We start from the raw sequence: 13,926 nt of genomic DNA on the forward strand, positions 1-13,926 counted from the left end.
GGACCGGCGGATCACTCCGGCGGCGCGTTCCACTGCCGCAGCGCTCCGCGACCCTTGGCCTCGCCGAGGATCGAGACGGTGCTGGTGTCCAGCGGGAAGCGGTCACCGATCGAGAGGTCGAGCCCGAGCCAACGCAGCATGAGCGAGCGGAGCGCGTGCCCGTGGCTGAAGACGATCGCCCGCTCGACGCCGCTCGAGCGGACCCGGTCGACGACCCGGTCGAGCCGCGCGCCCACCTGCTCGGCGGTCTCCCCGCCGGCCGGCGGGGCGGTGAAGACCGTCCAGCCCGGTGCGTCCTTGTGGATCTGCGCGCTCGTCAGCCCCTCGTAGTCGCCGTAGAACCACTCGACGAGGTCCTCGTCCACCTCGGGCGCGTGGGGCCCGACGAAGCCGGCCAGCTCGGCCGTGATCTGGGCGCGGTGCCGCGGGCTGGTCAGCGCCAGCCCGAACGCACCCGGGTCGAGGCGGCCGTAGAGGCGGAGCGCCTGCTCCCGGCCGTGCTCGGTCAGCGGGAGGTCGGTGACCGACGTGTGCCGGCCGTCGCGGCTCCACTCGGTCTGGCCGTGCCGGACGAGGAAGAGCTCGGTCATGGCGGTCAACCTAGTGGACCCCCCGACCAGGCCGGCACGACGGGACGAGCCCCATAGCCAGGCTTCGTACGCGCGTCGCCGCGACGTCACCGTCCGGTTGCCCGGCGGTGCGACAATGCCCAACGGGTCACCACGAAGGGGAGCGAGCATGAGCGAGGACGTCACGAGCGCGATCACGAGCGAGGAGCCACCGGTCCTGCCGAACCGGGCCGTGCCCTTCTCGGAGGCCTTCAAGTCGTTCATAGCCCAGGGCTGGGCCCCGTACCCCGCGGAGCTGCCCGAGCCGCTGCCCGCCACCGCCTCGACCGCCGCCCGCCGCGAGGCCCTGGGGGCGCAGTTCCCGGGCGAGCGGCTGGTGATCGGCGCCGGCGGGCCCGAGGTGCGGTCGAACGACACCGACTACCGCTTCCGACCGCACTCGGCCTTCGCCCACCTCACCGGCCTCGGCACCGACCGCGAGCCGGACGCGGTGCTCGTGCTCGAGCCCACCGACCCGCAGGCCGGCGGCACCGGGAGCGACGGCGGGACCCGCGGCAGCCACGACGCGACGCTCTACTTCAAGCCGCGTGCGCCGCGCGACTCGTCGGAGTTCTACGCCGACGCGCGCTACGGCGAGATGTGGGTGGGCGTCCGGCCCTCGCTCGAGGAGATGTCCGCGTTGACCGGCCTGCGCACCGCGCCCGTCGACGAGCTCGAGGCGCACCTGCGCAAGGACGCCGACACGATCGGCGTCCGGGCCAACCGGGCAGACCTGACGACGGAGCTGCAGGCGGTGCTGGCCGAGGTGGCTCCGCTGGCCGCCCCCGCGGCCGTGGCGGACGGCGAGGCCGAGGTCACGGACCAGGCCAAGGTCGAGGCGAAGACCCGCGACGCCGAGCTGATGACGGCGCTGAGCGAGCTGCGCCTGGTGAAGGACGCGTACGAGGCCGACGAGATGCGCGAGGCGTGCACGCTCACCGGTGCCGGCTTCGAGGCCGTCGTGGCCGACCTGCCGCGCGCCGCCGCCGCCGGTCGGGGCGAGCGCTGGGTCGAGGGGGTGTTCGGCCTGCACGCGCGCCACGTCGGCAACGCGGTCGGCTACGACACCATCGCCGCCGCCGGCGACCACGCCTGCACGCTGCACTGGATCCGTAACGACGGGGACCTGCGGATGGGCGACCTGCTGCTGCTCGACGCCGGCGTGGAGCTCGACTCCCTCTACACCGCCGACGTGACGCGGACGCTGCCCGTGTCGGGGACGTTCAGCGAGCCGCAGCGCCGGGTGTACGAGGCGGTCCTCGCGGCGCAGGAGGCCGGCATCGCCGCCGCACAGCCGGGCGCCACGTTCGCCGAGGTGCACCGCGCGTCGATCCGCGTCATCGCCGAGCACCTCGACGCCTGGGGCCTGCTGCCCGTGCCGCTGGAGGAGGCGCTCTCGGAGGAGGGCGGCCAGCACCGCCGCTGGATGCCGCACGGCACGTCGCACCACCTCGGCATCGACGTGCACGACTGCGCCGAGGCGCGGCGCGAGAACTACCGCGAGGGCGTCCTGGCCCCCGGCATGGTCATCACCGTGGAGCCGGGCCTGTACTTCAAGTCCGACGACGAGCTGGCCCCCGCCGAGCTGCGGGGCATCGGCGTCCGGATCGAGGACGACATCCTCATCACCGACGACGGCAACGAGAACCTGTCGGACCTGCTCCCGCGCACGGTCGCCGACGTCGAGGCGTGGATGGCCGACGTGTGGCACCGGCAGGCCGTGGCCCTGGCGAAGTCGGGTGAGCAGCCGGACGAGAACGGGCGGTGAGCGCGCGATGACCACGATCCCCCAGCGCCGCTACCTGCCGGGCATCACGTCGCTGCCCGCGATCCCGGGCCTCAACCGCCGTACGGCCGAGCGCAAGCGGGCTCCCCTGGTCGAGGAGGAGGCCAGCTCGATCGTCGCCTGGGCCTGGTACGTCGACGGCGTCCGTCGCCCGGCCGAGAGCCTCACCCAGGCCGCGCGGAGCGCGCAGGACGGGGAGGGCTTCGTCTGGCTCGGGCTCAAGGACCCGGGCAACGACGACCTGGAGGCGCTCTCCTCGCAGTTCGCGCTGCACCCGCTGGCGATCGAGGACGCGGTCAACGGCCACGACCGCTCCAAGCTGGAGACGTTCGGCGACGACCTCTTCATGGTCGTCTCGACGGTCGCGTACGTCGACCACGAGGAGATGACCGAGAACGCGGAGGTCGTCACGACCGGCCAGGTGATGATCTTCCTCGGCGACCACTTCGTGATCACGGTCCGCCGCGGCGAGCACGCGCAGCTGAGCGCGCTGCGCCGGGCCCTGGAGGCTGATCCGGAGCGGCTGTCCCGAGGTCCGTCCGAGGTGCTCTACGCGATCACCGACAAGATCATCGACGACTACATGGAGGTCGTCGACGAGATCGAGAAGGACGTCGACGAGGTCGAGAGCGCGGTCTTCGCCCGCGGCGGCTCGCACGAGGTCGACCGCGTCTACCAGCTCAAGCGCGAGCTGATCGAGTTCAAGCGGTGCGTCCTGCCGCTGGGCGCGCCGCTGATGCGGCTGGCCACCCGCGAGCTGCCGGTCGTCCCGCCGCAGTCACGGGCGTACTTCCGCGAGCTGGCTGACCACCACACCCAGGTGCGGGAGGCGGTCGCGTCCTTCGACGAGGTGCTGAGCTCGATCCTCCAAGCCGGGCTGGCCCGCGCGTCCGTCGCCGACAACGAGGACATGCGCAAGATCTCGGCCTGGGTCGCGATCATCGCGGTGCCGACCATGGCCGCCGGCATCTACGGCATGAACTTCGACAACATGCCCGAGCTGCACTGGCACTACGGCTACTACATGTTCCTGGGCCTGATCACCGTGATCATGATCGCCCTCTACGCCGGCTTCAAGCGGAACCGCTGGCTGTAGGTCGCGCGCCAGGGCGCAGCCGTACGAGAACGAGCCAGCCGCTCAGGTCGGGACCTGTGCGGCTGGCTCTGGGGTGTGCGGCTCGGCGTGGCGCGGGCCGAGCGCCTACTCGAAGGCGGCGGCGCGGGCGCCCGGGAGCTTGAGCAGCATCTCGCGGGCCTGGGCCGCGACCTTGTGCTCGCAGAGGACCTCGTACTTGGTGGCGACGGTCTGCGTGACGGACGTGAAGTCGCGGCGGCCGCGGCTGAGGGCGTAGCCGAGGGCGGCGAAGCCGATCCCCAGCACGATGCCGATGCCCAGCGCGACCAGGAACAGGGCGAGGAAGCTGCCGTTCTGGGGCAGGAAGATCAGCAGCACCAGCGCGACGAGCAGACCCGTCGAGAGGCCCGACTGCACGCCCTGCGCGACGACCGTGCTCCACGTGCGCCGTCCGAGCACCCGCTCGACGCTCTTGAGCTCGGTGCCGACGATCGCGAGGTTCTGCACCTCGAACTTCTCGTCGGAGAGGTAGTCGACGGCGCGCTGCGCCTCGTCGTAGGTGTTGTAGATCCCGACCGATTGCGGGAACTGGAGCTCGAAGAGCGAGCTGGGCTGCGGACGCGCGAACGACATGACGTGATCTCCTCGGGTGTGAGCGCCAAATCTACCGGTGTTCGCTGTCCGTCGACCATGCGTCTCCTGTGCGCCTCGCGGTCCTACCGCCGGTTGGCCAGAGCGACGACGACCTCGTTCTCCACCGGTCGCGGGGTCGCGCCGGCGTAGTTGCTGAGCAGCGAGAACGCGTACCGACGACCGTCGCGCCCCGTGACGTAGCCGCTCAGGGCTGTCACCCCGGTGAGCGACCCCGTCTTGGCGTGCGCGTTGTTCGCCGCCCGGGTGCCGTTCATCCGGTGCCGGAGGGTGCCGCCGCCCAGGTGGCTGTCGACGCCGGCGACCGGGAGCCCGCGGTCGAAGGCCGGCCACCAGGGCTCGTCGCGCACCTTCGTCAGCACCGTGGTGAAGGCGATCGGCGTGATGCGGTCGCGCCGGCTCACCCCGGAACCGTCCGTGAGCGTGACGCCCTTCATCGGCGCACCGAGCTTCTTCATGTACGCCGTCGTCCGCGCGAGCCCGGCCGGCCAGCTGCCCGGCTTGCCGCCGAGGGTGCCCATCGTCTTGGTGAGCGCCTCGGCGTGCAGGTTGTTCGACAGCTTGAGGAACGGGACCAGCAGGTCGGACAGGGTCATCGAGGTGTCGCGCGCGACCCGGGTGCGCTTCGTCGCCGGCGTCGTGCCGAGCTTCGTCCCGCCCGCGATGTCGATCTTCTGCCGCTTCAGCTCCTCGCGGAAGACCGCCGCCGCGTACAGCTCGGGCTTGTCCACCGTGACCAGGCCCGACCACGTCGCGCCCGCCCGCACGTGCCCGCGGACGGTGATCGCGTTCCCGCCGAGCTTGCGGGAGAGCGACACGCTCGTCGAGCCGGTGGTCGAGGCGCTGTTGACCAGGCTCACGTACTTCTTGGCGATCCCCGGCGTGGTGCTGAGCTTGGGCTTGCTCCCGCGGCTGCCGCCCTTGACCTTGACGATCACCGTGCCGCTGTCGTAGTCGGCGTTCGGCGCGACCGTCAGCGCGGCCGTCTGCGCGGCGTAGTAGGACGAGGCGTACGAGGTGAACCAGCCCGGGTTGTAGCGCTGGTCGTCGAAGAAGCTGCCGTCCGCCACGATCTTGCCCGTGATCCGCGTGATGCCCGCGGCCCGGACCTTCGCCGCCAGGGCCTTGTAGTCGGACTGCCGGCTGGTCGGGTCGCCGTGGCCGACGAGGTAGAGCGAGCCGTCCAGCACGCCGTCGGTCACGGTGCCGCGGCGGACGACGTCGGTGGTGAAGCGGTAGTCCGGGCCGAGCTCGTGCATGGCCGCGACCGCGGTCAGGATCTTGGTGTTGGAGGCCGGCATGCTCGCGCTGGTCGAGCGGCGGCTGTAGACGGCGGCCCCGGTCTCGGCGTCGAGCACCGAGACGTCGGTCTCCGTCTTGCTGCGGGAGTCGTTCAGGATCGAGGACAGCGTGCTGCTGAGGCTCGCCCTCGCCGCTGCGCCCGCGTCCGTCGCGACGTCGGCGGCCGGGGCCGTGACGACCGGTGCGGCCTGCGCCGGGTGACCCAGCGCGACCGGGGCGGCGAGCGCCAGGGCGGCCACCGCCGCAAGCGTGGCGCGGCGTACGGCGCGCGGACGCGGGTGGACGGTCGTGGACACGGGCATGGTCGCCTCCGCAGCAGTGGGTCCCCGAGCCCGAGCACCTTAAGCCGCTCTCAGGGTCGCTGCCCAGAGGTCACTCTCGCCTCTGAAGTCACACTCGAGACTCGTCCTCGTTGGCGAAGACGCAGAACACGTTGCCCTCGACGTCGGCCAGCACGTCCCATGCGATCTCGTCGTCGCGCGCCCGCAGCAGGGTGGCCCCGGCCGCCAGCAGCTCGGACGTGGAGCCGACCACGTCCCAGTGCACGCGGTTCTTGACCCGTCGACGCTCGGGCACGGGGGTGAAGACGATCTCCCAGGGAGGTCCGTCGCCGCCCTCGAGCCAGACGTTCTCGCCGTCGTCCTGCACCTCGACCCCGAACCGGTCGGCCCACCACGCCGCCACCCGCTCGTGGTCGGAGCAGTCGACCACCAGCTCGTACAGCCGGTACGGCCGCAGGCGCTCGGGCGGTCGGACGAAGGCGCAGAGCTCCCCCGCCTGGTCGTGCTCCAGCACCGTCCAGGGCTGGCGGTCGTCGACGACCCGGGCGCCCGCCGCGACCACGTCCTCGACCGAGGCCACGTGCACGTCGAGGTGCACCCGGTTCTTGACGGTGCGCTCCTCGGGCACGAGGTTGAGCCAGACAGCGTGCTGCGGGTCGCCGTCGCCGAGCCGGAGCACCCGTTCGCGCCGTTCCTCCTCGCGCAGGCCGAGCAGCGGCCCCAGGAACGTCGCCGCCGCGTCCAGGTCGGTCACGTCCACGCAGAGGTCCTTGTACGCGACGCGAGCCGACTCCGTACGACCCCGGGTCTCCGGCACGATGATCAACACCTTTCATGATCAGCAGGACGTCGACCCGGTCCCGCGCGGGGGTCCGCATGGTCGTCGGGCGGCAGATCTCCCGGCGAGGACGATAATCGGCGCGTGGCGTCCGCGAACTCGAGCACGATCTTCGTCTCACGCATCCGTGGCCTGCCGGTCCTCGACGCGTCGGGCGACCAGGTCGGGCGGCTGCGCGACGTCCTCGTGCAGCGTCGGGCCGGGATGCTCGCGCCCCGGGTCAAGGGGCTGGTCGTCGAGCTCTTCGCCCGGCACCGCATCTTCATCCCGATGGTCCGCACGTCGAGCATCGACGCCCTCCAGGTCGTCATCACCGGTGTGGTCAACACCCGGCGCTTCGAGCGGCGCGACTCGGAGACGCTGGTGATCGACGACCTCTTCGACCTCACCGTCGACCGCCTCGACCACGTCGGCAAGGCCGTGATCTTCGACGTCGCGATCCAGCCCGTCCGCAGCCACGACTGGGAGCTCTCCCAGGTCGCGCTGCGCGACGTCGGGGTCGCCCGCCGCTTCGGGCGCCCGGGGAACGTGACGATCGTCGACTGGCGCGACATCCGCCTGCCGGGGACCGCGAGCGGGCAGGGCACCGAGCAGCTGCTCGCCCAGCTCGAGGACATGAAGGCCGCCGACGTCGCGCGCGAGCTGCACGAGATGACGCCGGAGCGGCGCAACGAGGTGGCCTCCGCGCTCGACGACACCAAGCTCGCCGACGCGCTCGAGGAGCTGCCGGAGGACGAGCAGGTCTCCCTGATCTCCTCCCTCGACGCCGACCGGGCCGCCGACGTCCTCGAGGAGATGGACCCCGACGACGCCGCGGACCTGATCAACGAGCTGACCCCCGACATGGCCGAGGTGCTGCTCCAGCGGATGGAGCCGGACGAGGCGCGCGACGTCCGCCGGCTGCTCAGCTACAGCGAGTTCACCGCGGGCGGCATGATGACGCCCGAGCCGGTCGTGCTGCCCCCCGACGCCACCGTGGCCGACGCGCTGGCGCGGATCCGCGAGCCGAACCTGACGCCCGCCCTGGCCTGCATGGCCTTCGTCTGCCGCTCGCCCCTGGAGACGCCGACCGGTCGCTACATCGGCGCGGTGCACTTCCAGCGCCTGCTGCGCGAGCCGCCCTCGACGCTGGTCTCGGCGATCGTCGACACCGACATCGAGCCGGTCAGCGTCAACGCCGGCCTGCACGCCGTGAGCCGCTACTTCGCCACGTACAACCTGGTGAACGCCCCCGTGGTCGACGGCGACCACCGCCTCATCGGCGCCATCACCGTCGACGACGTGCTCGACCACGCGCTCCCGGCCGACTGGCGGGGCAACCAGCTGGACGCGCCGTCGCAGGAGGCGACGCACGACGACCAGCGCGCCACCGCGCCCCGGGCCGGGCGGGCGGTGACGCGTGGCCAGGGCTGAGCGCGACGGCGACCGCGGCACCAGCCGCGAGCAGCAGCGCCTGAACACCCCGGGCCGGGTGACGCGCTCGGTCCTGCCGACGGTGCGCTGGGACCGCGACGCGTTCGGCAAGTTCGCGGAGAGCTTCGCGCGCTTCATGGGGACGGCGAAGTTCCTCATCGGGATGACCGTCATCATCATCCTGTGGGTCCTGTGGAACGTGCCCTTCGGCCCCGACCGGCCGCGCTTCGACGAGTACCCCTTCATCTTCCTGACCCTGATGCTGTCCCTGCAGGCCTCGTACGCCGCACCGCTGATCCTGCTCGCTCAGAACCGCACCGAGGCCCGCGACCGCGTCGCCCTGGAGGCCGACCGCGAGCAGACGGCGCAGAGCCGGGCGGACATGGACTTCCTCGCCCGCGAGATCGCCGGCCTGCGGATGTCGGTCGGTGAGCTGGCGACCCGCGACTTCCTGCGCGGCGAGCTGCGCAACGAGCTCCGGGCGATCATCGACGAGCTCGACGCCGACGAGGACGACGACGGCGCCGACCAGCTGAACCGCCCCGACCGGCGCGGCAGCAACGGGAACCGCCGCGAGAGCCTCGCCCGCGACACCGGTCGGCGCACCGACGGTGCTCGGTCGCGCTGACCAGGCACGCCGCACGCCGACCTAGGCTTGGGCGTCATGAGCACCACCACGGCTGAGCACCCGCTCGTCCCCCGCGTCCGCGCCGCGCTGCACGGGGTCAACGACCCCGAGATCCGCCGCCCGATCACCGAGCTCGGGATGGTCGACACCCTCGACGTCGACGCCTCCGGGCGCGCCCGCGTCCGGATCCTGCTCACCGTCTCCGGGTGCCCGATGAAGGAGACGCTGACGCGCGACGTCACCGCCGCCGCCCTGGCCGTCGAGGGCATCAGCGGGGTCGACGTCGACCTCGGGGTGATGAGCGACGAGCAGCGCGGCGCCCTGCGCGACGTGCTCAAGGGCGGGACGCCTGACCGCGAGATCCCCTTCGCCCAGCCCGGCTCCCTGACCAAGGTCATCGCCGTCGCCTCCGGCAAGGGCGGGGTCGGCAAGTCCTCGGTCACGGTCAACCTGGCGCTCGCGCTGGCCCGCAAGGGTCACCTCGTCGGGGTGCTGGACGCCGACATCTACGGCCACTCGGTGCCCGCGATGCTCGGGGTCGCCGACTCCCGGCCGACCGCGGTCGAGGACATGATCATGCCGGTCCCGACCCAGGGTCTCAAGGTCATCTCCATCGGCATGCTCAAGCCCAAGCGCGACCAGGTCGTCGCCTGGCGCGGCCCGATCCTCGACCGGGCCCTGACCCAGATGCTGGCCGACGTCTACTGGGGCGACCTCGACTACCTGCTGCTCGACCTCCCGCCGGGCACCGGCGACGTGGCGATCTCGCTCGGGCAGAAGCTCCCGAACGCCGAGGTCCTCGTCGTCACCACCCCGCAGCAGGCGGCCGCCGAGGTCGCCGAGCGCGCCGGGACGATGGCGTCGATGATGAACCAGCGCGTCATCGGGGTCGTCGAGAACATGTCCTACCTCGCCGTGACCTGCCCGCACTGCGGGGAGGAGCAGCGTCACGAGGTCTTCGGCTCCGGCGGCGGTGACGCGGTCGCCCAGGGCCTCACGATCCGCCTCGGCTACGACGTGCCCGTGCTCGCGCGCGTACCCCTCGACCCGGCCGTCCGTGCCAACGGCGACCTGGGCTCCCCCATCGTCGTCGAGGCGCCCGAGACCCCGGCCGCCAAGGCGCTCATCGACCTCGCCGACGGCCTCGCCGCGCGCGGCCGCAACCTCCTGGGCCGTCAGCTGGGACTCTCGCCGGTCTGAGGGACGCCGTCGACGTCGTCCGCTCTACCTCCTCGAGTCAGCTCTACCCCCGCAGGTCCGTGCGCCGACGCGTTGAGGAGGAGCAGGTGACGACACGCTTCTCCGTCGTCACCTGAGACGACGAAAGCGTCGGACCAGAGCGCGGGCCGCGTCCGAGCGGAGCGAGGACAGAAGTTACGTCGCTTCCGCGTCGTACGGGGTGTGCTGCGGGGTCGCGGCGCGCATGGCGTCGGCGGGGCCGCCCGGGGTGACGTCCTTGGCGCCCTCGATCGAGGAGCGGACGGACTCACGGCTCTCGCCGAGGGTGTCGCCCACGCCGGCGATCTCGGCCTTGACGTCCGCGACGACCGAGTTGTCGAGCAGGTTCTTCTGGATGAACGAGCGCGGGTTGAGGTCCCGGAAGTCGAGGTTCTCGAACTCGGGGCCCAGCTGCGAGGTGAGCTGCTGCTGGGCGTTGTTGGCCGTGCTGCGCAGGAAGTTGATCAGCCGGGCGGCTTTGCGGGCCAGGTCCGGCAACCGCTCCGGCCCGAAGAGGATGACGGCGAGGACCAGGAGCAGCGCGAACTCCGGCCCGTTGATGTCGAGCAGCAGCGGCGTCACGTCAGCCCACCCGTCCACCGAGCGTGAGCTCGGCCTCGGCCTCGTCGGTCCCCCGGGTGTAGCCGACGGTCACCTTGTCCCCCGGTCGGTGCGTGCGGATGATGACGACCAGCTCCTCCCGCGTCTCGACCTCTCGGCCGTCGACGCTCGACACGCGGTCGCCCGCCCTCAGACCCGCCTTGCGGGCCGCCCCACCGGAGTCCACGCTGAGCAGCTCGACCCCGCTCGCCGTCTCCTGCAGCTGGGCGCCGACCACGGGGTACGTGGCCTTGCCGTCGGCGATCAGGAGGTCGCCGATGGTGCGGGCCTGGTTGATGGGGATGGCGAAGCCGATCCCGATGTTGCCGGACTGCCCCTGGCCCGCGGAGAGCGTGAGGATGGCGGAGTTGACGCCGATGACCCGGGCACCGGCGTCGACCAGCGGCCCGCCCGAGTTGCCCGGGTTGATCGACGCGTCGGTCTGGATGCCGTCGATGTAGGCCGTCGGCGCGTCGGCGCTGCCGGACTCGTTCACGGTGACCGGCCGGTCGAGCGCCGAGACGATGCCCTGCGTGACCGTGCCGGGCAGACCGAGCGGCGACCCGACCGCGACCACCGGAGCACCGACCCGCGCGGACCGCGAGTCGCCGAGCTCGACGGGGGTCAGCGCGTCGTCCGCCTTCACCTTGATGACGGCGAGGTCGTAGGAGGGGCTGCGCCCGACCAGGGTGGCCGACGTCTGCCGCCCGTCGGAGAAGACGACCCGGATGCGGCTGCCGCTCGCGGCCCCCGCGACGACGTGGTTGTTGGTCATCACGTGGCCCTGACGGTCGAGCACGAAGCCGGACCCGGTGCCCGTGCCGTTGCCGGAGCCGACCTCGATCATCACGGTGCCGGGCAGGACCCGCCGGGCCACCTCGACGGTGCTGGTCGTCTCCCCCGGCGGCAGCGGGGCCGGCACGGGGTCGGTGCTGCTGACGGGGTCGGACGGGGCGCTGGTCCCGCGGTCGGCGCTCAGGCGCGCGGCGCCGAAGCCCGCACCCGAGCCGACCAGCAGCGCGACGAGGGCCGCGCCGGCGAGAACACCACCCGTACGGGGCCGCGAGCGCCGGGCCGGCGCGGTCGTGACCGCCTCGCCGAAGGGCCAGTGGTAGGAGGGAGCGTCGTCCCCGAAGGCCGAGCGGGTCGGGTCCGACGAGCCCGTACGGTGCGGGGCCGAGCCGTCCGACATGTCAGCCCTTCAGATCGGCGAGGATCCTCGACCAGCCCTCACGCACGCGGCCCAGGGTAGTCGTCTCGACCGGCCCCGCGTGCGGGAAGGTGGCGACCGCCTGACGCAGCAGCGAGGCGGTCCCGTCGGTCGTGACGGTGTAGACGGTGTCGCCGGACTGCCACGTCGACCACCGCACCGCGCCGTCGTGGCGCCAGGCGCCGAGTGCGTCGTCCCAGCGTGCGCCGGACGGGATCCCGCTCAGGCGGCCGTGCCGCTGCAGCACGCTGACGGTGCTCACCCCGTCCCCGTAGACGGCGTGCAGCGACCGCGGGTCGGTGGGGGTGTCGGTGCTGACCTCGAGCAGGTCGAGCCCCGCCATCTCGTCGGCGCAGGACCACCCCGAGCTGGCCAGGTGGGCGGCGTCCGCGTCGGCGTCGGCGCTCGAGCCGGAGCCGGCGACGCGGGCGGCGACCCGGGTCTGCCCGACCCGGGCGTACGGCACGACGTCGACCTCGGTGAAGCCCGCGGCCGTGCTCAGGCGGTCGCCGTCGTAGCTCTCCTGCCACAGGAGGACGCCCGTGTCGTCGTCGACCCACCAGCGCTTGGCCGGAGAGCCGTGCTGGTCGCTGGCCGTGACGACGCTGGCCCGCTGCCCCGCGACGCTCACGCCCGAGTCGTAGCTGAGGGCGTACGCGTGGGCGATCAGGTCGACCGGAGAGGTGCCCTCGTCGGTGGTGACCTGGGCCGGGGCCAGCGAGCTGGCCAGCGTGGAACCGTCCGGGGCGAGGACGCTGACGAGCGTGCCCTGGGTGCTGCGGGTGTCCATCCGCACCCGGGCACCGAGCAGGCGATGCTGCGTCTGGGCCAGGACCGCCTGCTGGCCGTTGACCGTCGTGGTCCGTCCCGCGGCGAGCGCGCGGTCGAGCATCCGTTCCGCCTCGGCCTCGTCGTCGGAGTGGCGGCCCTTCGGTGAGGGACGGACGATCCCGGCGTCGCTCGTCGCCGCCTCGGGCAGCGAGTCGAGCAGCATCAGGGCGCTGAGCGACGCGCCGGTCACCGACAGCTCGGCGGCCGCGGCCCCGAACTCGGCCTGCGCCTCGTCGGCGGGGTCGGCGACCGCGGCCAGGTTGGAGGTCGGGGCGGCGAACCAGCCGGTCAGCCCGATCGCGGTCAGGACGGCGCCGACGGCGAGCGTCCCGAGCAGGGCCCGGACGCGGGCCCGGCGGCGCTCGGAGGGCAGGGAGAGCCCGCCGGAGGAGTCGAAGGCCTTGGTCCACGGACGGGCCGAGGCGTCGCCGGCGATCGAGACGAGACGGTCCGAGAGGGGGGCCGGGGCGGTGCGGCCGGCGCTCCGGCCGAGGAGGTCACGGACCGCACGCAGCTCGGCGACGTCGGCACGGCACCCCGCGCAGCCGACCAGGTGCGTGGCCACGCGCTCGCTGTCCTGGGGGGACAGCGCGCCGTCGACGAAGCCGGAGCGGAGCTCGGCCAGGCCGTCGCAGGCGCTGCTCACGTGACGCTCACGGGGCGACCGCGTGCACCCGTCCGCCGACTCCTGCGTCGTCGTCGGTGGTGGAACGTCCCGGCTCGGCGTCGACGCCGAGGTAGCGCGTGTGCTCGAGGGTCGGGCGGCGGTGCGCGAGGGCGGCGCGGAGCTGGGCGCGACCGCGGTGGATGCGGCTGCGGACCGTGCCGATCTTGAGGTCGAGGACCTCGCTGATCTCCTCGTAGGTCAGACCCTCGATGTCGCAGAGCACGACGGCGGCGCGGAAGGTCGGCGCGAGAGCGTTGAGGGCGGCGGCCACGTCGTGGTCGAGATCGGCGTCGTCGAGCTGCTGCGAAGGGTTGGGCCACGAGCTCGCGAGGCGGTCGTCGCTGCCCTCGGCGAGCCCGTCGAACCGGATCTTCTGGCGGCGCCGGGCCCCGTCGAGGAAGAGGTTGGTGGTGATGCGGTGCAGCCAGCCCTCGAAGGTGCCGGGCTGGAAGCGGTGCAGCGAGCGGAACACCCGGACGAACACGTCCTGGGTGAGGTCCTCGGCGTCGTGCGCGTTGCCGGTCAGGCGGTAGGAGAGCCGGTAGACGCGCGCGCTGTGGTCACGCACGATCTCTTCCCAGCTCGGCGGCTCCCAGGCGACCGCGGGAGCGTCGTCGACGACGGGGGTGGAGCCAGTGGTGGTACGCACGGCGAGAGCCTCCTGCAGCGCGGGGGCAGCCGGAACGGCCGCGACCGGGCTCTCACCATGACGGAGCGACCTGTCCAGCCCCTTGACGAAACCTGTCAGCAACCTGTGCACCTCCTCCCCACGACGCGAGCACGATCCGTACGCCCCTCGAACGAGGCAGCCCGCGGCA

Annotated in this window: 13 protein-coding genes; 5 read left to right on the forward strand and 8 right to left on the reverse strand. The window is 72.6% G+C overall.

What is annotated here, in order from left to right; translation table 11 throughout:
• Positions 1-11 precede the first annotated feature (11 nt).
• Complete coding sequence (locus FHX39_RS16995; protein WP_183340350.1) at positions 12-590, reverse strand: histidine phosphatase family protein; 579 nt, start codon at positions 588-590, stop codon at positions 12-14.
• 148 nt (positions 591-738) lie between these two features.
• Here FHX39_RS16995 and FHX39_RS17000 point away from each other — a divergent pair, with 148 nt between their 5' ends.
• Together FHX39_RS17000 and corA are read left to right on the forward strand one after the other, a co-directional pair.
• Positions 739-2,376 (forward strand): aminopeptidase P family protein, encoded by a 1,638-nt coding sequence (locus FHX39_RS17000; protein WP_183340351.1) that lies wholly within the window; start codon positions 739-741, stop codon positions 2,374-2,376.
• 7 nt (positions 2,377-2,383) lie between these two features.
• A complete protein-coding gene (corA, locus tag FHX39_RS17005; RefSeq protein ID WP_183340354.1) occupies positions 2,384-3,490 on the forward strand; it encodes a magnesium/cobalt transporter CorA in 1,107 nt (368 codons plus the stop codon).
• A gap of 105 nt (positions 3,491-3,595) precedes the next feature.
• Here corA and FHX39_RS17010 read toward each other — a convergent pair whose 3' ends face one another.
• The 3 genes from FHX39_RS17010 to FHX39_RS17020 form a co-directional block, all read right to left on the reverse strand.
• Positions 3,596-4,102, reverse strand: coding sequence for a general stress protein (locus FHX39_RS17010; protein WP_183340356.1), 507 nt, complete (start codon positions 4,100-4,102; stop codon positions 3,596-3,598).
• A gap of 83 nt (positions 4,103-4,185) precedes the next feature.
• Positions 4,186-5,724 carry a D-alanyl-D-alanine carboxypeptidase/D-alanyl-D-alanine endopeptidase gene (gene dacB, locus FHX39_RS17015; protein ID WP_183340358.1) on the reverse strand — a complete coding sequence of 513 codons (1,539 nt, stop codon included), beginning with the start codon at positions 5,722-5,724 and terminating at the stop codon, positions 4,186-4,188.
• An 88-nt stretch (positions 5,725-5,812) separates the two neighbouring features.
• Complete coding sequence (locus FHX39_RS17020; RefSeq protein ID WP_183340360.1) at positions 5,813-6,532, reverse strand: VOC family protein; 720 nt, start codon at positions 6,530-6,532, stop codon at positions 5,813-5,815.
• 93 nt (positions 6,533-6,625) lie between these two features.
• Here FHX39_RS17020 and FHX39_RS17025 point away from each other — a divergent pair, with 93 nt between their 5' ends.
• The 3 genes from FHX39_RS17025 to FHX39_RS17035 are packed head-to-tail and all read left to right on the forward strand — an operon-like array spanning position 6,626 to position 9,782.
• Positions 6,626-7,954, forward strand: coding sequence for a magnesium transporter MgtE N-terminal domain-containing protein (locus FHX39_RS17025; RefSeq protein WP_183340362.1), 1,329 nt, complete (start codon positions 6,626-6,628; stop codon positions 7,952-7,954).
• Positions 7,941-8,582, forward strand: coding sequence for a DUF1003 domain-containing protein (locus FHX39_RS17030; RefSeq protein WP_183340364.1), 642 nt, complete (start codon positions 7,941-7,943; stop codon positions 8,580-8,582). The genes FHX39_RS17025 and FHX39_RS17030 overlap by 14 nt, the downstream gene beginning before the upstream one ends.
• 36 nt (positions 8,583-8,618) lie before the next feature.
• Positions 8,619-9,782, forward strand: a complete 1,164-nt coding sequence (locus tag FHX39_RS17035; RefSeq protein WP_183340366.1) for an Mrp/NBP35 family ATP-binding protein — start codon at positions 8,619-8,621, stop codon at positions 9,780-9,782.
• Between the two features lie 174 nt (positions 9,783-9,956).
• Here FHX39_RS17035 and FHX39_RS17040 read toward each other — a convergent pair whose 3' ends face one another.
• The 4 genes from FHX39_RS17040 to sigE are packed head-to-tail and all read right to left on the reverse strand — an operon-like array spanning position 9,957 to position 13,757.
• Positions 9,957-10,382 (reverse strand): twin-arginine translocase TatA/TatE family subunit, encoded by a 426-nt coding sequence (locus FHX39_RS17040; RefSeq protein WP_183340368.1) that lies wholly within the window; start codon positions 10,380-10,382, stop codon positions 9,957-9,959.
• 1 nt (position 10,383) lies between these two features.
• Positions 10,384-11,592: a S1C family serine protease gene (locus FHX39_RS17045; protein ID WP_183340370.1), complete on the reverse strand. Its 1,209-nt coding sequence runs from the start codon at positions 11,590-11,592 to the stop codon at positions 10,384-10,386.
• 1 nt (position 11,593) lies between these two features.
• A complete protein-coding gene (locus FHX39_RS17050) occupies positions 11,594-13,087 on the reverse strand; it encodes an anti-sigma factor family protein (protein ID WP_183340372.1) in 1,494 nt (497 codons plus the stop codon).
• Positions 13,088-13,094: 7 nt separating this feature from the next.
• Positions 13,095-13,757 carry an RNA polymerase sigma factor SigE gene (gene sigE / locus FHX39_RS17055; protein ID WP_332836896.1) on the reverse strand — a complete coding sequence of 221 codons (663 nt, stop codon included), beginning with the start codon at positions 13,755-13,757 and terminating at the stop codon, positions 13,095-13,097.
• Between the last annotated feature and the right edge of the window lie 169 nt (positions 13,758-13,926).

The sequence above is a fragment of the Microlunatus antarcticus genome (assembly GCF_014193425.1).
GTDB lineage: Bacteria > Actinomycetota > Actinomycetes > Propionibacteriales > Propionibacteriaceae > Microlunatus > Microlunatus antarcticus.

Bases quoted from the DNA above. Each gene is read 5' to 3' on its own strand.
- FHX39_RS16995 (WP_183340350.1), bottom strand. From the start codon at position 590: ATGACCGAGCTCTTCCTCGTCCGGCACGGCCAGACCGAGTGGAGCCGC.
- FHX39_RS17000 (WP_183340351.1), top strand. From the start codon at position 739: ATGAGCGAGGACGTCACGAGCGCGATCACGAGCGAGGAGCCACCGGTC.
- corA (WP_183340354.1), top strand. From the start codon at position 2,384: ATGACCACGATCCCCCAGCGCCGCTACCTGCCGGGCATCACGTCGCTG.
- FHX39_RS17010 (WP_183340356.1), bottom strand. From the start codon at position 4,102: ATGTCGTTCGCGCGTCCGCAGCCCAGCTCGCTCTTCGAGCTCCAGTTC.
- dacB (WP_183340358.1), bottom strand. From the start codon at position 5,724: ATGCCCGTGTCCACGACCGTCCACCCGCGTCCGCGCGCCGTACGCCGC.
- FHX39_RS17035 (WP_183340366.1), top strand. From the start codon at position 8,619: ATGAGCACCACCACGGCTGAGCACCCGCTCGTCCCCCGCGTCCGCGCC.
- FHX39_RS17045 (WP_183340370.1), bottom strand. From the start codon at position 11,592: ATGTCGGACGGCTCGGCCCCGCACCGTACGGGCTCGTCGGACCCGACC.